We start from the raw sequence: 19,061 nt of genomic DNA, 5'->3' as shown, positions 1-19,061 counted from the left end.
GATCGATTACTGCCGCTAACCTCATGATCAACGCGGACGGCGTGGGGTGGGGTGGGGGGGTGGGGGGGTGGGGGTTAGTGGTTGCGTTCGTCTTGGTCGGGGTGGGCGAAGTTGAGGTGCTCGGGCGGGAGCGGGAAGGTGACGTCGTCGCCGAAGGGGGAGGGGGCGGCGGCGCGGTCGAAGGTGAGCTCCGTGAGGGGGAGCTTGCCGCTGGCGTCGACCGCGGGGGCGGTGGGGTGGGGCACCTCGCGGTGCCAGTTGACGCCCTGCTGCGCCTGCACCTCGGCCTGGGCGTCGTGCGAACCGCCCGCGTGGGAGTGCACACCGCCGCTCGCGGCGCTGGCGCGCACCGCGCCCGGGGAGTGTCCGCTGGTCACGCTGGTCTGAGGCACCTGACCCCTCCGGAAGATCTTGCTACCGAGCCACACAAGTGGATCGTACCTGCGGTCGACGACCCGTTCCTTCATGGGGATGATCCCGTTGTCGGTGATCTTGATGTGCTCGGGGCAGACCTCGGTGCAGCACTTGGTGATGTTGCAGAAGCCGAGGCCCTGTTCGGTCTGCGCGTAGTCCTTGCGGTCGGTCCGGTCGTCAAGCGGGTGCATGTCCAACTCCGCGGCCCGGATGAAGTACCGGGGCCCGGAGAACGCCTGCTTGTTCTCGTCGTGGTCCCGGATCACGTGGCAGACGGTCTGGCACAGGAAGCACTCGATGCACTTGCGGAACTCCTGCGAGCGCTCCACGTCGACCTGCTGCATCCGGTAGTCACCGGGGGCGAGATCGGCCGGGGGAGCGAAGGCCGGGGTCTCCCGGGCCTTCTCGTAGTTGAACGACACGTCGGTGACCAGGTCCCGGATGACAGGGAAGGTCCGCAATGGGGTCACCGTGATGGTCTCGTTCTCCTCGAACGTCGACATCCGGGTCATGCAGCCCAGCTTGGGCATCCCGTTGATCTCCATCGAGCAGGAGCCGCACTTGCCGGCCTTGCAGTTCCACCGGCAGGCCAGGTCAGGCGCGTCGGTGGCCTGCAACCTGTGGATCACGTCGAGGACCACCTCGCCCTCGTTGACCTCGACCATGTAGTCCTGCAGGTCGCCACCGTCGGCGTCGCCCCGCCAGATCCGGAACTGGCGCTTCGGTCCCATCAGCGGTTCTCCTTCTCGGCGTCAACGTCGGTGGCCGCGTCGGCGGCAGCGGCATCGGCGGCGACGAGGGCGTCGAACTCGGTGAGTTCCTCGTCGGTGAGGTACTTGGCCAACTCGGCGCGGTCGAACAGGCCGATTAGCTCGGAGCGCATCTTCGGCAGCGGCTTGCGCTCCAGCCGGACGGTGTCGCCCACCAGGGAGCAGACCAGGTTGACCCGCCGCCACTGCGGATCCATGGTGGGGAAGTCCTCGCGGGTGTGACCGCCGCGCGACTCCCGACGCTCCAGCGCCGCCTTCGCGGTGCACTCGGAGACGACGAGCATGTTGCGCAGGTCCAGCGCCAGGTGCCAGCCCGGGTTGTAGCGCCGGCCACCGGCGGCGCTGACCTTCGCCACCCGCTCGCGCAGCTCCGCCAGGCGGACCAGCGCGTCCTCCAGCTCGGCCTCCCGCCGGATGATGCCCACCAGATCCCCCATCACCGCCTGGAGGTCCTGCTGCAGGGTGTACGGGTTCTCGCCGGTGTCCCGCTGCAACGGCGCCAGGGCCGTCTCCACAGCCGTCTCCACAGCCGCCACCGGTACCCGGGGCCGGCCGGTGAGCTGGTCGATGTAGGTCGCCGCGTGGCCGCCCGCCCGCTTGCCGAAGACCAGCAGGTCGGACAGGGAGTTGCCGCCCAACCGGTTGGAGCCGTGCATGCCGCCGGAGACCTCACCGGCGGCGAACAGCCCGCGTACCGAGCCGTACGCGGCGCCGCTGTCCGGGTCGACCTCCACTCCGCCCATCACGTAGTGACAGGTCGGGCCGACCTCCATCGGCTCCTTGGTGATGTCGACGTCGGCCAGCCCCTTGAACTGGTGGTGCATCGAGGGCAGGCGACGACGGATCTCGTCGGCCGGCAACCGGGAGGCGATGTCCAGGTAGACGCCACCGGCCGGCGTACCCCGACCGGCCTTGACCTCGCTGTTGATCGCGCGCGCCACCTCGTCACGGGGCAGCAGCTCCGGCGGGCGCCGGTTGTTGTCCGGGTCGTCGTACCAGCGGTCCGCCTCCTCGGGCGTCTCCGCGTACTGCTTGCGGAAGACGTCCGGGACGTAGTCGAACATGAACCGCTTGCCCTCGGAGTTCTTCAGGATGCCGCCGTCACCGCGTACCGACTCGGTGACCAGAATGCCCTTGACCGACGGCGGCCAGACCATGCCGGTCGGGTGGAACTGGAGGAACTCCATGTTGATCAGAGTGGCCCCGGCGCGCAGCGCCAGCGCGTGACCGTCCCCGGTGTACTCCCAGGAGTTCGAGGTGACCTTGTAGGAGCGGCCGACTCCGCCGGTCGCGAGCACCACTGCGGGCGCTTCGAAGAGGACGAACTCGCCCGACTCCCGGTAGTAGCCGAAGGCACCGGCGACCCGGTCCCCGTCGAGCAGCAGCTCGGTGATCGTGGTCTCGGAGAAGACCTTGATCCGGGCGTCGTACGAGCCGTGCTCGCGCTTGTCCTCCTGCTGCAACGAGACAATCTTCTGCTGGAGGGTACGGATCAGCTCCAGGCCGGTCCGGTCGCCGACGTGGGCCAGCCGGGGGTACTCGTGTCCGCCGAAGTTGCGCTGCGAGATCTTGCCGTCCTTGGTGCGGTCGAACAGCGCGCCGTACGTCTCCAGCTCCCAGATCCGCTGCGGCGACTCCTTGGCGTGCAGTTCCGCCATCCGGAAGTTGTTGAGGAACTTGCCGCCACGCATGGTGTCCCGGAAGTGCACCTGCCAGCTGTCCCGGCTGTTCACGTTCCCCATGGCCGCGGCGGCGCCGCCCTCGGCCATCACCGTGTGTGCCTTGCCGAACAGCGACTTGGAGATGATGGCGGTCTTCTTGCCGGCCAGCCGCGCCTCGATCGCCGCGCGCAGGCCGGCGCCGCCGGCGCCGATCACGACGACGTCGTAGTGGTGTCGTTCGATGCGAGTGGTAGTGGTCGTCATGTCAGGGGCCCTCAGTTGATGAACCGCAGGTCGGAGATCCACTCGGCGGACACGGCCATGACGTAGAAGTCGGTCAGGGCCAGCGTGCCGAGCGTGATCCAGGCGAGCTGCATGTGCCGGACGTTGAGCCAGGAGACGTAGCCCCAGGCCCGGTAGCGGACGGGATGCTTGGAGAAGGTCTTCAGCCGCCCGCCGATGATGTGCCGGCAGGAGTGGCAGGAGATGGTGTACGCCCAAAGCATGATCACGTTGCCGAGCAGGATCAGGTTGCCCAGCCCGAAGCCGAAGCCCTCGGGGCTGTGGAAGGCCAGGATCGCGTCCCAGGTGTTGATCAGCGAGATGATCGCGGCGAAGTAGAAGAAGTACCTGTGCGAGTTCTGCACGATCAGCGGGAACCGGGTCTCGCCGCCGTAGGAGGCGTGACCGTCGGGCACCGCGCAGGCCGGCGGCGACAGCCAGAACGACCGGTAGTACGCCTTGCGGTAGTAGTAGCAGGTCAGCCGGAACAGCAGCAGGAACGGCAGGGTGAACGCGGCGTCCGGGATGATCCACCAGCCGGGCAGGTACTGCCCGAAGTGGGAGGCCTCCGGCAGGCACCGGTCCGTCACGCACGGGGAGTAGAACGGGGTCAGGTAGTGATAGTCCTCGACCCAGTACCACTTGTGCATGAAGACCCGGACCGTCGCGTACGCTACCCACGCGCTGAGCCCGATGACCGTGATCAGCGGGGCAAACCACCAACGGTCCGTCCGCAACGTCTTCGCCGCGATGGCTGCGCGTGCGCGCACACCCCGCGGTTTCGTTGCCGATGATGTCATTCGCGTCGTCTCCCTGACGGGGCCCTGTCACGGGCGGCGGAACACTTCCGGGCGGCACGCGGACCGGGCGAACCCGCACCCGCCTGCCGCGTCATGCGCACACCAACGACCGCACCGGGCGTACCGGAGCAGCTAAGTGACACACGTTACGCCGATCTAGGCGGGCCGTCCGCGCAAGGCAGTGTCCCGTGTGTCCCGCTCTTTGGAAAGCCTCTCGCCAAGATCAATATGTGAGCGCCCGGAAAAGATCGTTCAGCTGCGGACGAACGGTCAGCCGGACGCCCCGCCGGTGAAGTTCCACGAGGCCAGCCGCAGCGACGGCGCCTCCCACCAGCCACCGTCCGTCCGGTCCGGCAGACGTACCGCGTGACGACCCAGCTCCAACACCGCGCCGGGGGCGAGCGCCCGGGGGTACGACTCGGTGAAGCGCAGATCGCGGACCGCGCGGGTGACCTGACCGTCCTCGACCAGCCACAGTCCGTTGCGGGTCAGGCCGGTGATCACCAGACTCAACGGGTCCAGTACCCGGGTGTACCAGAAATCGCTTACCAGCAGGCCCCGCTCCATCCGGGAGACCAGCGCGGCGGTGTCCGGATCGGTGATCGCGCCGGCCCTGGCGTCCGTCGCCGGACCGGCCCCGCCGGGACCACCCGCGCCGCCGGCAGCCACTCCGGTGGCCGTCGCGCCTGGTCCGGCTACCCCTTGACCCCGGGCCAGGAAAGCACCTGTCGCGTCGGCCGGACCCGCCGTGCCGGCAGCGCTGAGACGCAGGTTGCGGGGGATCGGGCCGACGGTGGCGCCGCCGGCCCAGGCGTGACCAGTCGAGGCGACACCCAACTCGGCGGCGCTGCGCCGATCGTGGGCCACGGCGCTCGTGGTGCCCGCGTCCACCAGGGTCAGTGCCCGGCTCGGCGTACCCTCCAGGTCGAACGGCAACCCGGAGGCCGCCAGCGGATCGTCGACGAGGGTCACCGCGCGGTCGAACTGGGACACGCCGAGGGCGGCGAACGACTGGTGCTCGGCGTAGCGCCTACCGTTGAAGCCGTACCAGGCCAGGTTCTGCAGCAGGTCGGCGACGGCCGTCGGCTCCAACACCACCGGATAGCGCCCGGGTGGCAGCTCGACAGGTCGGGCCGCCGCCCGTGCCTTCGCGGCGGCCCGCCATCCCAGGCCGGCGCCGTCGAGATCGGCGAGCCGGTCGACGTGCTGCTGGGCACTGCCGTCCGCGTCACCGGTCCGGGCGATGCCGTCCATCGCCGCATCCGCCGCCTGCCCCTGGGCAGAGTGGCCGGCCGAGTTGGCGAACGCCGCCACGCGGTGACCCGTACGGCAGTAGCCCGCGGTTTCCAGGCCGCCGGCCGCGTCGACGAACGCCCGCACCAGAGCGGCCCGCTCAGCCGGCCCGGCGTGGGCGGTGGCCGCGTCCCACTCCGGTGCGGTGGCCACCGGTGCCGCAGGTGTGAGCCCCGGCCAGGCCGGATCCGGCGGGGTTATCCGGGCTGCCGTCAGCACCCGCTCCACCAGGGCGCGTAGCCCGTCGTCGGTGACCGCGTTCCCGCTACCGGCGACGGTACGCCCCGCCAGGTGCACCCGCAGCCGGACATCCACCGAGGACGAGGCCACGTTCTGGTGGATCGCCGAGTTGGCGAACCGGGTCAACGCCGATTCGACCCGGGTCACCGTGACCTCCGCCTGAGCGGCGGTCCCGGCCAACCGGGCGACCAGATCCACCACCCGCCCGGCGAGGTCCAACTCGGCGTCACCGGCCTGTGCCGGTACGCCCGTCACGCCGTCTCCCGGTGGTCGGCGACGCCGTCCGACGTCATCACCTCGCCATGACGGTGCGCCCGCTGGTGCCCGGTCACGCGTGCACCCCCACCCGGACGTTGCGGAAGCGGGCCGGCGCCGCCGGATGCCCGGTGTGCCCGATCTGGCCCGGCTGGCCCTTGCCGCAGTTGGGTGTCCCCCACGGGACCGTCTCGGAGGAGAGCATGTCCATCGAACGCCAGAACAGTGGGCCGATGCCGGTGTACGTCGGGTTGCGCAGCATCCGTCCGCGCCGGCCATTGCGGATCTCCCAGCCGATCTCGCAGCCGAACTGGAAGTTCAGTCGCTTGTCGTCAATGGACCAGGACCGGTTCACGTCCATCAGCACCCCGTCGTCGGTGGCGTCGATGATCTCCTCCAGGGTGTGCGGGCCGGGTTCCAGACCCACGTTCGTCATCCGTACCATCGGCAGCCGTGCCCACCCGTCGGCGCGGACGCTGCCGCCGTGGTCAAGACCCGCCACGGCGGCCGAGTCCCGGCCCGCCAGTACGCCCACCCAGCGGCCTTCCCGCACCGCGTCGCGCTTGACCGCCGGTGAGCCCTCGTCGTCATAACCGAAACTGCCGAGCGCGCCGGGAATTGTCGGGTCGATTGTGACGGTCATCAGATCCGAGCCGTACCGCAGCGAGCCGAGCTGCGCGAGATCCAACCAGGAGGTGCCGGCGAAGGCCGCCTCCCAGCCCAGGATGCGGTCCAGTTCGATGGCGTGCCCGACCGACTCGTGAATCTGCAGGGCCAGTTGCTCGCCGCCGAGGATCAGGTCGGTCTCGCCGGTGGGGCAGAGCGGTGCGGTCAGCAGCGCCCGCGACTCCTCGGCGATCCGTCCCGCGTGGGCTGTCACCTCCAGCGAGTCGACAAGTTCCCAGCCGGTGGTGCCGTACTGGCCGCGGTAACTCGGCCAGGACCGGCGTTGGGTCTCACCGGCACCGACGGAGGTGGCGGAGATGCCGCCGCCGCATTCGCGGATGCGCTGGTCGATGCGGTGCCCCTCGCTGGAGACGAACCACTTCGCGGTGTCCCAGATCTGGTAGAGCCCCTCGCTGAGGTCGGCGCCGTGCTCGGCCATGGTGCGGGTGGCCGCCACCAGCAGATCACCCTTCGCGGCGAGGGAGACGCCGAGTGGATCCACCTCGCAGGGCGAGGTCCAGCTCGCCGTGGTCGGGGTGACCGCGACCAGGTCGACCGGCGGGCCGGGGACCAGAGCGCTTGCCGCCGCGGTCCGCGCGGCCCGGTGGCCGGCGTCGCGGGCGGCCCGCTCGGCCAGGTCCGGCACGGCGTGGAAGCCCCAGCTCGAACCGACGAGCGCGCGTACGCCCAGGCCGAGGCTCTCGTCCTGGGTCAGTGACTCGACGTCGCCGTTGCGGGCGGTCATCGACTCGTAGCGCCGGTGCATCACCCGGACGTCGGCGTAGCGGGCACCGGCGTCGAGTGCCGCCTGCACCGCCGCCTCGGCCACCTCGAACTCACTCATGGGCGTGCCTCGTCGCGGGCGCACGTGTCGCGTTCGCTCATTGCCCGACCCTAGGCGAGTCCGCCGACAACCGTCAGGGAAGCAGGTCCTCCGGCCGGATGGTCACCTTGACCGGTTCGGTGAGCACCAGAACCTGGCCCGGCTCGGTGGCACTCTCCACGACGTAGTGCCTGCCGCGTTTGCGGTAGAGGTGCAGAGCCCCGCTCGCCTGCTCGATGAGCAGGTACCACTCGATGCCAGCGGCGGCGTAGTAATGCATCTTCAGCACCTTGTCCGTGGCCGCGTTGCTCGGCGAGATGATCTCGCAGACGAGATGGACGTCGACGGCCTCCACGTTGGGAGCGTCGAAATCGATCGGGCCCGTGATGACAAGGTCGGGGATGGGGATGCGGCCGGGCCGGAGCCGGACGTTCACCCCCTCCAGAACGTGCAGTCCGGCCTCTCCGGCCGGACCACGCAGTGTCGCACGCAGCTCACCGGAAATGTTCTGGTGGCGTGGGGTGGGGGCTGGGGTCACGTGCAGGCTCCCGTCGAAGAGTTCGACGCGCTGGGAGGTCTCGCCGAGGGCGAGGTACTCCTCCTCGGTCCACGGGCCCTCGTGGTCGAACACCGCCACGGTCATGGTCACCTCCGCTCGTCTCGCCGGGATCCTGCCGGCCGGCATGCCCCCATCGTCGCACTTTCGGTGCGGTGACCGGCGGTGGTGCGGCGAGGACGGTTCGTGGGATCGTGTCCCCTTCGTCGCGGGCGGAGGGAGGCGACTGTGGACCCGTATCTGCGGGTGACTGACCTGCGGGTCAGCTTCCCCACCGCCGACGGCGTGCTGCGCGCGGTCGAGGGAGTCTCGTTCGCCGTCGAGGGTGGCCGCACCCTCGGCGTGGTAGGTGAGTCCGGCTCGGGCAAGAGTGCCACCGCGCTCGCCCTCCTCGGCCTGCACGACCTCCGGCGGGCCACCGTGACGGGTCAGGTCACGATCGGTGGGCGTGAGCTGGTGGGCCGGCCGGAGACGGAGATTCGCCGGCTGCGTGGCCGGAACGTCGCGATGATCTTCCAGGACCCGCTCTCGGCGCTGCACCCGTACCACCGGGTCGGCCGGCAGATCGCCGAGGCCTACCGGGTGCACCACCGCGGGGCCGGGCGGGGCGAGACGCGTCGACGGGTGATCGAGATGATGGACCGGGTCGGCATCCCGCAGCCGGACCGGCGGTACGACCAGTACCCGCACGAGTTCTCCGGCGGCATGCGCCAGCGGGTGATGATCGCCATGGCGCTGGTGAACGATCCCGCCCTGCTGATCGCCGACGAACCGACGACCGCGCTGGACGTCACAGTGCAGGCACAGATTCTGGAGCTGCTGACCGACCTGCGGGCCGAGTTCCGCACCGCGATCGTCCTGATCACGCACGACCTGGGCGTGGTCGGCCAGGCCGCCGACGACGTGCTCGTGATGTACGCCGGCCGGATCGTCGAGCAGGGCCACGTCGAGCAGGTGCTGAGGACGCCGCAGCATCCGTACACCTCGGGGTTGCTCGCCAGCGTGCCGTCGTTGCGGGGCGACCCCGAGGCGGACCTCAGGCCGATTCCGGGCAGCCCGCCCAGCCTGACCGAGCTGCCGACCGGTTGCGTCTTCCACCCGCGCTGCCGGCACGCCGGAGCGCTCGGTGACAGGTGTCGTACCGAGCCGCCGGAACTGCGCGTCGTCGGGACGGGCGGGCACCGGCTGGCGTGCCATCTCCCCACCCGGGAGCGCGCCCGGCGGCGGGCCGAGGACACCACCCGGGCGGGGGTGGCGCGGTGACGGACGGGCCGGCCGACGAAGCCGGGCCGCTGCTGCGGGTACGTGGCCTGACCAAGCACTTCCCGGTCCGGGGCGGGCCGGTGCGGGCGGTGGACGGGTTGGACTTCGAGGTGAGGGCGGGCGAGACACTCGGTCTGGTGGGTGAGTCCGGCTGCGGCAAGAGCACCACCGGCCGGCTGCTGGTGCGGCTGCTGGAGCCGACCGGCGGCAGCATCGAGTTCGCCGGACACGACCTGACCCACGCCGGACGGCGGCACCTGCGTCCACTGCGCGGGCAGCTCCAGATCATCTTTCAGGATCCGTACGCCTCGCTGAACCCCCGGCACCCGGTCGGTCGGATCATCGCCATGCCGTTGCGGGTGAACCGGATCGACCCGCCGGGCGGGACGCGGGCCCGCGTCCGGGAGCTGATGGAACGTGTCGGCCTGAATCCCGAGCACCACAACCGTTATCCGCACGAGTTCTCCGGCGGCCAGCGCCAGCGCGTCGGCATCGCCAGGGCGTTGGCCACGGAACCCCGGCTGGTGGTGGCCGACGAGCCGGTCTCGGCGCTCGACGTGTCGATCCAGGCCCAGGTGGTGAACCTGCTCCGGCGGCTGCACCGCGACCTGGGGCTGGCCCTCGTCCTCATCTCGCACGACCTCGCCGTGGTGCGGCACCTCTGCCAGCGGGTCGCGGTGATGTACCTCGGCCGGATCGTGGAGATCGGCGACCGGGACGACATCTACCACCGGCCGCAGCACCCGTACACCAGAGCGCTGCTCGCCGCGGTACCGCACGTCGGCCAGTTCGGCCCGGCCGGTCGGCTCCGGCTCACCGGGGAGGCGCCCACGCCGCTCGACCCGCCCTCGGGCTGTCGGTTCCGTACCCGCTGCCCGAGGGCGCGCGAAAGGTGTGCCGTCGAGGAGCCGGCCCTGGTCCGACGCGACGGTGGCGGCCAGGCCACCGCCTGCCACTTTCCCGGCCCGGATCCGCTGCCGGCGGAGCCAGTGCGAGCCATGGCATGAGTCTCTCGCCGGCGGCGGGTCCGGTGCCGGCCGCGATCGGGTCCGGCGGCACCGCCGGCCCGCCCCGAGACCGCCGGGGCGCCGGGCACTCGCCCGGGCGACTGGCCTGGCTGCGGCTACGTGCCGATCGCACCGCGTTGGCCAGCGGGGCGGCGCTCGTGCTGTTCCTGCTGGTGGCGCTCGCCGCCCCGCTTATCGAGCTGACGTACGGGATCGGTCCGCGGGATCAGTTCCAGGATCGGCTGGACGGGTTCGGCCTGCCACTGGGGCGAGCGGGCGGCGTCTCCGGGGAGCACTTCTTCGGGCTGGAGCCGAGACTGGGCCGGGACATCTTCATCCGGCTGGTGTACGGCCTGCGGACATCGCTGTTCGTCGCCCTCGCGGCGGCGGTGCTCACCTCGGTGATCGGTGTCGTGCTCGGCACGCTCGCCGGCTATCTCGGCGGCTGGCTCGACGCGGTGGTCACCTGGATCACGGACCTGACCCTGGCGCTGCCGTTCCTGGTGGTCGCGCTGGTGTTGCCGCCCATGCTGACGCTGCGCTTCTACGGACAGCGGGACACGGTGCCGGCGGCCTTCGGGGTCGGCGTACTCATCGTGATCTTCGCGGTGTTCGGCTGGACCGGCACCGCCCGGTTGATCCGGGGCCAGGTGATCGCGCTGCGGGAGCGGGAGTTCGTGGCGGCGGCTCGGGCCAGCGGGGCGGGACCGTGGCACATGCTGTTCCGGGAGTTGCTGCCGAACCTCCGGGCGCCGATCCTGGTGTCGTTCTCGCTCACGGTGCCGCAGTTCGTCACCGGTGAGGCGGCCCTGTCCTTCATCGGCGTCGGGCTGACCGAGGAGACGCCGAGCTTCGGGCGGATGATCTACCAGAGCCTGGAGTACCTCCAGACCGATCCGGCGTTCGTCCTCTTCCCCGGCGTCGTCATCTTCGCGCTGGTGCTCGCCGTCAACCTCTTCGGGGACGCGCTGCGCGACGCGCTCGACCCGAAGTCCGCAGGGTAGCGGTGGTCTCGTGCTGCGCTTCCTGGTCAAGCGGACGCTCTCGGCCGTGCTCACCCTCTTCGCGGTGAGCGTGCTGACCTTCCTGATGTTCTTCGCCCTGCCCCGCGATCCGGTCAGCGGGATGTGCCCGAGGAACTGCAATCCCGAGCGGCTGGAACGGGTACGTCAGGAACTGGGCCTGAGTGATCCGTTGGTCGTTCAGTACGGGGGCTACATGAGGGGCGTCGTCGCCGGCAGGGAACTGGGTGCCGCCCAGGGCGGGCACTGCGACGCCCCCTGCCTGGGCTGGTCGTACGTGAACAACGAGGCGGTCACCGACACCCTCGTCCGAGTCCTGCCGGTGACGCTGAGCATCGTCGTTCCGGCAGCGGTCCTGTGGCTGCTGCTCGGGATGGGACTGGGCCTGGTGTCGGCCCTGCGCCGAGGCACCTGGGTCGACCGGGTGGCGATCGGCTTCTCGCTCACCGGTGCCTCCCTGCAGCTGTACTTCGTCGGCGCGGTGCTGCTGCTGATCTTCGTTTACACGCTCGGCTGGCTGCCGGTACCGGGTTACACCTCGCTGCTCGACGACCCGGTTCGTTGGGCCGGTGGCCTGGTGCTCGCCTGGCTGTCGTTGGCCCTGCTCTGCTCCGCCAACTACGCCCGGCTGTTCCGCGCCCAGCTGCTGGAGACGCTGGGCGAGGACTTCGTGCGTACCGCCCGCGCGAAGGGCCTGCCCAGGTCGGCGGTGTACGGGCGGCACGCGCTGCGGGCGGCGATCAGTCCGGTGATCACCGTCGCCGGCCTCGACGTCGGCGCGGCGCTCGGCGGCACGGTGATCACGGAGACGACCTTCGGGATTCACGGGCTCGGCCGGACCGCCGTGGACGCGGTGCGCGCGGGGGACCTGCCGACCATCATGGCCACGGTGCTGGCCGCGGCGGTCTTCGTGGTGCTGGCGAACATGCTTGTTGACCTGCTTTACGCGGCCGTCGACCCGCGGGTCCGGCTGGGCTGAGCCGGGTCGGGACGGTGTGGACTCATCGACAACTGAGGAGGCGGCGGATGCGACAACGGGCGGCGGTTGCGGTGGGTGGTGCGTTCGTGCTGGTGTCGGCCCTGAGCGCCTGCTCGGCGAACACCGGTGGGGAGCCACAGGTGGACACCGGTCGGCAGGCCACGGGGGTCATCGCCACCGACCCGAGGGATTCGGCCGGCCCGGCGCCGGAGGTGGCGGGTGCGCGGCGCGGCGGCACCTTCACCATCCTCCGGGAGACGCCCATCTCCCACCTGGACCCGCAACGGACGTACTCGTTCGCCGGCCTGATGACCGTACCGCTCATCGCGCGAACCCTGACCACCTGGAAGGACGACGGCGAGGGCAACCTGAGGCTTGTCGGTGACCTGGCCGAGACGCCGGGCCGCGACGTCGACGACGACTGCAAGGTCTGGGAGTTCAGAGTCCGGGACGGGGTGCGGTTCGAGGACGGCCGGCCGGTCACGGCCAGGGAGATCGGGTACGGGATCGCCCGCTCCTTCGACCCGGACCTGGCTGGCGGCCCCACCTATCTTCAGGAGTGGCTTGTCGACACCCCGCAGTACGACACCGCCTGGGATTTCCAGGCCAACCGGACCTCGTTGCCGCCGGGCCTGACCACGCCGGACGACCGGACACTGCGCTTCGAGTTCGCCAGACCCCGTTGCGACCTGCCGTTCGCGGTGTCGTTGCCGACCACCGCACCCCTGCCGTCCGACCGGGACACCGGAGTCGACCTCGGCAACGCGCCGTTCTCCTCCGGTCCGTACAAGGTCACCCGGTACCGGGCCGGCGTCGAGATCGTGATGGAGCGCAACGAGCACTGGGACGCCACCACAGATCCGGTGCGCCACCAGTACCCGGACCGCTTCGTGTGGAGCTTCGGCCCGACCCCGGACGCCGCCGCCAACCGGGTCATCGCCGACAACGGCGCCGACCAGAGCGCCCTGTCCTGGGACTACGTACCCGCCTCGCTGATCGCCCGGGTCGCGGGCGACGCCGGGCTACGGGCGCGGACGATCCTCTCCCCGACGCCGAGCGCCAACCACCTGGTCATCAACAACGCGCGGGTCACCGATCTGCGGGTGCGCCAGGCGTTGAACCACGCCATCGACCGGGAGGGCCTGGTGAAGGTGCTCGGTGGGCGGCACGTCGCCGTGCCGATGACCACCCTGATGCCACCGGCCACCATCGGGCACCGGACGTACGACGCGTATCCGGCGGGCCCCGACGGCGACCCGGACAAGGCGCGGGAGCTGCTCGGCGGACAGCGCCCCGAGCTTGTCCTCGGTGCCGCCGACAGCTCGCTTGAGCAGCAGGTGGCGACGCAGCTCAAGGGCAACCTGGAGCGCGCCGGGTTCACGATCACGATCCGGAACATCCCGGACGACGCGAAACTCGACGAGATCAAGAAGAGCGGCAACCCGTGGGACCTGTACCTCGGCTCGTGGGCAGCCGACTGGCCCAGCGGCGCGTCGATCCTGCCGGTGCTCTACGACGGCCGCACCATCCGGGCCCAGGGCAACAGCAACCACGCGTACTTCAACGACCCCGCGATCAACGCCGAGTTCGACAGGATCCTCACCCTGCCACCGACCGAGCAGAGCCGGCAGTGGGCGGAACTCGATGAGCGGATCATGGAGGAGCACGCCCCGGTGGTCCCGCTCTACGTTGATGTGGCCTACCTGGTGCACGGTGCCAAAGCCGGCGGAATCTTCGTCTCCAGCGTCTTCGGCTCCCCGGCGCTCGTCGACGCCCACGTCAAGCCGTAGCCCCGACTCACATCCCGAGATGGGTCCGGAGGAAGTCGAGTTCCAGGCGCAGCAGGCGTTCGGCGAGGCCACCGGTGGCCATGTGGGTGGCGCCGGTGAGCGGCAGCACCGAGTGCGGCCGGCCGGTGGCCAGCAGCGCCGCCGACAGCCGCAGCGTGTGCGCCGCCACCACGTTGTCGTCGACCATGCCGTGCACCAGCAGCAGCGGTCGGGCGTGTGCCGGGTCGGTGACCGGCTCGGCGGCCAGTTCCACGAGCGAGTGGTGCGCGTAGACGTCCTCGCCGTCGGCGGGCAGGCCCAGGTACCGCTCGGTGTACGCGGTGTCGTACAGGGTCCAGTCGGTGACCGGCGCTCCGGCGATGCCGCAGCGGAACAGCTCCGGATGGCGCAACACCGCCAGACCGGCCAGCCAACCACCGAACGACCAGCCGCGCACCGCGACCCGGTCCAGGTCCAGGTCCGGGTGCTTGTCGGCGAGCGCGGTGAGCGCCTCCACCTGGTCGAGCAGGATCACGTCGGCCACCCGTCGGTGGATGGCCTTCTCGTACGACGGGGCGATGCCCGGGGTACCCCGGTTATCGGTGACCACCACCGCGAAGCCGGCGTCGGCCCACCACTGCCGCTCCAGCCAGGCCGAGCGCGCGGCCACCACCTCCTGGTGCCCCGGACCGCCGTAGACGTCCAGCAGGACCGGCAATCGACGGCCGGTTACGTGGTTGTCCGGGTAGAGCACCGCTGCGGGGAGCCGACGATCGGTCACCCGCTCCAGCAGCGGTAGCGGGGAGTAGCTGGGCGTGGCGGCCAGTGACCGCAGCGTGGCCACCTCCCGGTCGCCCTGGAACACCGTCCACCGCACGCCCGCGTGGTCCAACGAGGCGCTGCCGATGACCAGCACGCCGCCACCGACCGCACCCACGTGCCAGCCGGCGTCGCTTGTCAACCGGCGGGCGTCCACACCGCCGCCGATGCTGGTGCGGACCCGGAACAGGTGCTGTTCGCTCGGCTCGCCGTCGCTCGCCTCGACCAGCAGGTCCGCCGGGCCGCTGCCGCCGGCCAGCCGGCCGATCACCCGGCGTACGTACAGCGAGGGCGGGGTGAGCAGGGTGCCGTCGGCGAACAGGCAGCGTGCGTCGTACCCGTCGTGGGCCAGCTCGCCGCCGACAAGCACCCGCCCGTCGGGCAGGTGCGCGGGCGTGCCCGGGATCGGCTCGACCCAGCGTGGGTCGGCCAGCTCGGCGTGCACCTGGGTCTCCCCGGTACGCGGATCGACCGCGAGCACCAGGCCGTGCTGCTGTGCGCGGCGCAGCACGGTGATCAGCGGGGCGCCCTCACCCCAGTGCACAGCGGTCAGGTACGGGTAGGTCTCCCGGTCCCAGTGCACGTCGACCCAGCCGCCGTCGAGGTCGAGTAGATGCAGGCTGACCTCGGCGTTCGGGCCGCCCGCCACCGGGTACGCGACGCTTGTCGGCGGGCTGTCCGGCTGCGCCGGGTCGTGCAGGTGCCAGCGGGGCAGCCGGGACTCGTCGACCCGGGCGGCGAGCACCGACCGGCAGTCGGGCGCCCACCAGTAGCCACGGTGTCGCCCGAACTCCTCAGCCGCGATGTGTTCGGCCAACCCCCACAGCACCCCGGAGTCCTCACCGGCCAGCATGGTGTCGGCGCCGTCGGTGTCGACCACCCGTAGCTCGCCCCGGCGTACCCCCTCGGCGGCGTCGGTCACGTAGGCCAGCCGCTGCCCGCTCGGGTCCGGCCGGGGGTCGAGCACCGGCCCGACGGTGGGCACCTCGATCACGTCGCCGTGCACCAGGTCGGCCCGGAAGAGCCGCCCGGCCAGCGCGAACACCGCCACCCGTCCGGCGGCGTCGAGGGCGTACGAGCCGATGCCGGAGGCACTGAGCCGCAGCCGCTCCCGCCGGGCCCGTTCGCCGGGGCTCAGCGCGCCGGGGTCGGCGTCGCCGAGCAGGGCGGTCGGATCGGCGACCAGCCGTTCCGCGCCGGTCGCCACGTCCAGCAGCCAGAGCGCGTCGGCCGGGTCCTCCGGTCCCGCCGAGCGTAGGAAGACGACCCGGGCACCGTCGTCGGCCACGGAGACGGCACGCGGCGCCCCGTGGCTGAACCTGCGGGTGTGGGCGGCCAGCTCGGGAAAGTCCACAGGCCAGATCGTAGGCCGGTACCGAGCCCGATGTGAGCGACCTGCGCGGACGCGTCTGGGCCGGCAGGCGAGAACCGCCGGTTAGAGTGACCGTCGTGACGACGCTGCCTGACCGCCGCCTGCTGCTGGTCCACGCGCACCCCGACGACGAGTCCATCGGCACCGGTTCGACGATGGCCTACTACGCCGCCGCTGGTGCCCACGTCACCCTGGTGACCTGCACTCTCGGCGAGGAGGGCGAGATCCACGTACCGGAACTGGCCGGGCTCGCCGCGACCGAGGCCGACCAGCTCGGCGGGTACCGGATCGCCGAGCTGGCGACCGCCTGCGCCGAACTGGGCGTCACCGACCACAGGTTTCTCGGCGGTGCCGGCCGCTACCGGGACTCCGGGATGATGGGTCTGCCGACGAACGAGCATCCCCGGGCCTTCTGGGGCGCCGACCTGGACGAGGCCGCCGGGTACCTGCTGGAGGTCATCCGGGAGGTACGCCCACAGGTGGTCATCACGTACGACGACAACGGCTTCTACGGCCACCCCGACCACATCCAGGCGCACCGGGTGACCATGCGGGCTGTGGAACTGGCCGCCGCCGAGGGGCTCGGGCCGGCGAAGGTCTACTGGACGGCGATGCCGCGCAGTGTGCTGGAGGCGGGCATGACGCACTTCGCGGAGGCGTCGGACAACCCCTTCGCCGGCATCTCCGACGCCACCGAGCTGCCGTTCTGCACTCCGGACGAGGAGATCGCAGCCCGGATCGACGCCACCGAGCAGCACGCCGCGAAGGAGGCGGCGATGCGTGCCCACGCGACGCAGATCCCGGGCACCTCCTGGCTCTACTCGATCGCCGGCAACTTCGGTGCCGAGTTCATGGGGGTGGAGTACTTCACCCTGGCGCTCGGGGAGAAGGGCCCGGGCAACGGCCCGTACGGCTGGGAGTCGGACCTGTTCGCCGGGGTCGTCGACACGGTGCCGGACGTGGCCGGCGGCCCCGGCGTCGTCCCCGGCCGGAGACCGGTCACCTCGGCCGGTCACCGGTGACCCTGCCCGCCGCGATGTCGGTCGCCCCGCAGGAGCAGGAACCGCCCCGGCCGATCCGGAGGTGGCGGCGTCCCCTGGACATCGGCCTGCGGGCGACCGGCGGCGTGTTCGCCGTGCTGGCCGCGACCCTGAGCGCGGTGCTGGAGCTGCTGCTCGCCCCGCTGCGCGTCGGCGGGCACCTGATCGGCGTCACGGTGCTCGTGGCGGTGGCGGTGAACATCGCGTTGAGCTGGTTCGCCGTCGAGGCGGTCGGCCGGCGCTGGGCGGTGGCGCTGCCGGCGCTGCCCTGGGTGGCCATCATGGTGATCGCCGCCGACCGGACCACCGAGGGCGACGTGCTGCTGGTCGGCAACTGGGTCGGACTCACCCTGGTGGTGGGCGGTGCGATGACCTTCACGGTGATGGCGTTCCGGTCGATCCTCGCGCCGGCGCCGGCTTCCGGACGGTACTGACGGCGCTCAGCGACGGGTGATAGATATTCCTGCCAGGAGACCCGCATCCGGGCGGGCGGTACGGCGGGAGGCGTGTGATGGGTCAGCGGTGGCGTGCGGTTGGCGTGCTCGCAATCGCACTGTTCGCGGTGAACGTGGTAGCCCGACTGGTCATCCGGTTCGGCTTCGACGGCGACGACAGTTCCGCCGACCGGGTGTCGCTCGGGATGTTCGTGGTGATCGGTCTGATCCTGGCCGGTGTCGCCTTCGTCTGGGGCGGGCGGCGTCCGTTGGCCCGCTGGGCCGGTGACGTGGCCGCCGCGATCGGCGTCGCGCTCGGGTTGACCGTGCTGATCGGGCCGCTGCTGGTCGGCAACAACCCGTTCGCCGGTGGCGGCAGCACGTTCTTCGCACAGATCGGGCTGTACCTGGTGGCGACCACCATCGGAACCATGCTCGGCTACCTGCTGCTGGTCACGCTCGGCCGCGACCACCGGTCGCGCAGCCTGCAACGCTACGCCGAGACCACCGCGACAAAGCCCCGCCGCGTGGTGCGCCGCTGACCGGCGAGGTCACTGCGGCGCGACGCGGGTGAGGTAGGTGTGGTGGGTGGTGAAGCCCAGCTTGCGGTAGAGCGCCACCGCACCGGCGTTGCTCTGCTCGACCTGGAGGAACGCGTCGGTCGCCCCGGCCCCGGTGGCCCAGTCGGCGAGCGCTCGGATCAGCCGGGCGGCGAGTCCCTGCCGGCGTGCCGCGGGCAGCACCTCGATCAGGCACAACCCCAGCCAGCGTCCCCGTCCGGTGACCGTGCCACGGCCGACCGCGACGAGCGTGCCGTCGACGTACACGTGGGCGAAGCGGACCTGGTCCACGGCGGTGAGCACGTGCCGGGCGGCGTCCGGCAGCCCGCCCTTGCGGCCGGCCGCCACGGCGAGCCAGTCGGCCGACGGCGCGGTGGCCAACTCGACGGCGCCGACGACGTCACAGGCGTCGGCAGGTACCGCCGGGACGAGCGTGGCGAGCGGGACGGTCTGCACCAGCACCGGCGGGCGGCTGTGCCAGCCTCTCCTGTCGAGTTCGGTGCCGACCGGAGCGGCCAGGGGCAGCGGTGTGTTGACCATGGCCGGCTGGCCGTGCCCGGCGTACCAGCGCTGCACCGCGTCCACCGCGGCCGGCAGCGGGCGGTCCGGGTCACCCACTGGCAGGGCGGAGTTGGCCCGGCCGGTCCAGCCGTCGGCGGCCCGCAGTAACCAGTCACCGAGCCGGGCCCGGACGGGTGCCGGCCACGCCTCGTCGGCGGCGAGTTCCAGCTCGACCATGGCGGCGGCGGTCGGCCGTCGGGCCGCCGGTACCCGCTTGGCCCGGTGTACCTCGGCGATCGGCACGCGTAGCCGCCCCTGCCGGGTGGTGAGCGTGAGATGTGTCTCGGTCAGTTCGACCAGTTCGCCGAGGGCATCGGAGTAGACAGGTCGACCACCGCGTACGCCGACGCGACGCCGCACCACGATTCTGTGTCCCAAGTCTTGCTCTCGGAGCACGATCGACCTCCTCCCCGGCGAGATACTAGGCTCTTATCGTCGCGGGTGATCGCGGCGCGTCTTGCGGAGGAGAAGACCG

Annotated in this window: 16 protein-coding genes; 8 read left to right on the top strand and 8 right to left on the bottom strand. The window is 71.2% G+C overall.

Annotated elements, in window-relative coordinates; genetic code table 11:
* Nucleotides 1-74 precede the first annotated feature (74 nt).
* The 6 genes from Van01_RS18235 to Van01_RS18210 all read right to left on the bottom strand — a co-directional run bounded on the left by Van01_RS18235 (nucleotide 75) and on the right by Van01_RS18210 (nucleotide 7,847).
* Nucleotides 75-1,145, bottom strand: a complete 1,071-nt coding sequence (locus tag Van01_RS18235; RefSeq protein WP_204008643.1) for a succinate dehydrogenase/fumarate reductase iron-sulfur subunit — start codon at nucleotides 1,143-1,145, stop codon at nucleotides 75-77.
* Complete coding sequence (locus Van01_RS18230) at nucleotides 1,145-3,109, bottom strand: fumarate reductase/succinate dehydrogenase flavoprotein subunit (protein ID WP_204008641.1); 1,965 nt, start codon at nucleotides 3,107-3,109, stop codon at nucleotides 1,145-1,147. Before Van01_RS18230 ends, Van01_RS18235 begins: the two co-directional genes overlap by 1 nt.
* Before the next feature lie 11 nt (nucleotides 3,110-3,120).
* Nucleotides 3,121-3,927: a succinate dehydrogenase subunit SdhC gene (gene sdhC, locus Van01_RS18225; RefSeq protein WP_204008639.1), complete on the bottom strand. Its 807-nt coding sequence runs from the start codon at nucleotides 3,925-3,927 to the stop codon at nucleotides 3,121-3,123.
* 270 nt (nucleotides 3,928-4,197) lie between these two features.
* Nucleotides 4,198-5,715, bottom strand: coding sequence for a TldD/PmbA family protein (locus Van01_RS18220; protein ID WP_239099145.1), 1,518 nt, complete (start codon nucleotides 5,713-5,715; stop codon nucleotides 4,198-4,200).
* Between the two features lie 73 nt (nucleotides 5,716-5,788).
* Entirely contained in the window at nucleotides 5,789-7,225 is a 1,437-nt protein-coding gene (locus tag Van01_RS18215) for a TldD/PmbA family protein (RefSeq protein WP_204008637.1), read from the bottom strand.
* A gap of 73 nt (nucleotides 7,226-7,298) precedes the next feature.
* A complete protein-coding gene (locus Van01_RS18210; RefSeq protein ID WP_204008650.1) occupies nucleotides 7,299-7,847 on the bottom strand; it encodes a Uma2 family endonuclease in 549 nt (182 codons plus the stop codon).
* Between the two features lie 141 nt (nucleotides 7,848-7,988).
* Between Van01_RS18210 and Van01_RS18205 the strand changes: the two genes are divergently transcribed.
* The 5 genes from Van01_RS18205 to Van01_RS18185 are packed head-to-tail and all read left to right on the top strand — an operon-like array spanning nucleotide 7,989 to nucleotide 13,821.
* A complete protein-coding gene (locus Van01_RS18205; protein WP_204008635.1) occupies nucleotides 7,989-9,023 on the top strand; it encodes an ABC transporter ATP-binding protein in 1,035 nt (344 codons plus the stop codon).
* Nucleotides 9,020-10,030 (top strand): ABC transporter ATP-binding protein, encoded by a 1,011-nt coding sequence (locus tag Van01_RS18200; protein WP_204008632.1) that lies wholly within the window; start codon nucleotides 9,020-9,022, stop codon nucleotides 10,028-10,030. The genes Van01_RS18205 and Van01_RS18200 overlap by 4 nt, the downstream gene beginning before the upstream one ends.
* Nucleotides 10,027-11,034: an ABC transporter permease gene (locus tag Van01_RS18195; RefSeq protein ID WP_204008624.1), complete on the top strand. Its 1,008-nt coding sequence runs from the start codon at nucleotides 10,027-10,029 to the stop codon at nucleotides 11,032-11,034. Before Van01_RS18200 ends, Van01_RS18195 begins: the two co-directional genes overlap by 4 nt.
* A 10-nt stretch (nucleotides 11,035-11,044) precedes the next feature.
* Nucleotides 11,045-12,031, top strand: coding sequence for an ABC transporter permease (locus Van01_RS18190; protein ID WP_204008622.1), 987 nt, complete (start codon nucleotides 11,045-11,047; stop codon nucleotides 12,029-12,031).
* 47 nt (nucleotides 12,032-12,078) lie between these two features.
* Nucleotides 12,079-13,821, top strand: coding sequence for an ABC transporter substrate-binding protein (locus Van01_RS18185; RefSeq protein WP_204008619.1), 1,743 nt, complete (start codon nucleotides 12,079-12,081; stop codon nucleotides 13,819-13,821).
* Nucleotides 13,822-13,828: 7 nt separating this feature from the next.
* Here the strand turns inward: Van01_RS18185 and Van01_RS18180 are convergent, their stop codons facing one another.
* Nucleotides 13,829-15,973, bottom strand: coding sequence for a S9 family peptidase (locus Van01_RS18180; RefSeq protein WP_204008618.1), 2,145 nt, complete (start codon nucleotides 15,971-15,973; stop codon nucleotides 13,829-13,831).
* Between the two features lie 86 nt (nucleotides 15,974-16,059).
* Between Van01_RS18180 and mshB the strand changes: the two genes are divergently transcribed.
* From mshB to Van01_RS18165, 3 genes are all read left to right on the top strand, one after another.
* On the top strand, nucleotides 16,060-17,013 hold the full coding sequence (gene mshB / locus Van01_RS18175; protein ID WP_239099144.1) for an N-acetyl-1-D-myo-inositol-2-amino-2-deoxy-alpha-D-glucopyranoside deacetylase: 954 nt from the start codon (nucleotides 16,060-16,062) through the stop codon (nucleotides 17,011-17,013).
* 14 nt (nucleotides 17,014-17,027) lie between these two features.
* Nucleotides 17,028-17,465: a hypothetical protein gene (locus tag Van01_RS18170; RefSeq protein ID WP_204008616.1), complete on the top strand. Its 438-nt coding sequence runs from the start codon at nucleotides 17,028-17,030 to the stop codon at nucleotides 17,463-17,465.
* A 77-nt stretch (nucleotides 17,466-17,542) separates the two neighbouring features.
* A complete protein-coding gene (locus tag Van01_RS18165) occupies nucleotides 17,543-18,007 on the top strand; it encodes a hypothetical protein (protein ID WP_204008614.1) in 465 nt (154 codons plus the stop codon).
* Between the two features lie 9 nt (nucleotides 18,008-18,016).
* Here Van01_RS18165 and Van01_RS18160 read toward each other — a convergent pair whose 3' ends face one another.
* A complete protein-coding gene (locus Van01_RS18160) occupies nucleotides 18,017-18,982 on the bottom strand; it encodes a GNAT family N-acetyltransferase (RefSeq protein WP_204008612.1) in 966 nt (321 codons plus the stop codon).
* Between the last annotated feature and the right edge of the window lie 79 nt (nucleotides 18,983-19,061).

The organism is Micromonospora andamanensis (assembly GCF_016863495.1).
Lineage (GTDB): Bacteria > Actinomycetota > Actinomycetes > Mycobacteriales > Micromonosporaceae > Micromonospora > Micromonospora andamanensis.
Note: the sequence above shows the minus strand (reverse complement) of the source record. Positions and strands in the feature narration are given on the sequence as shown.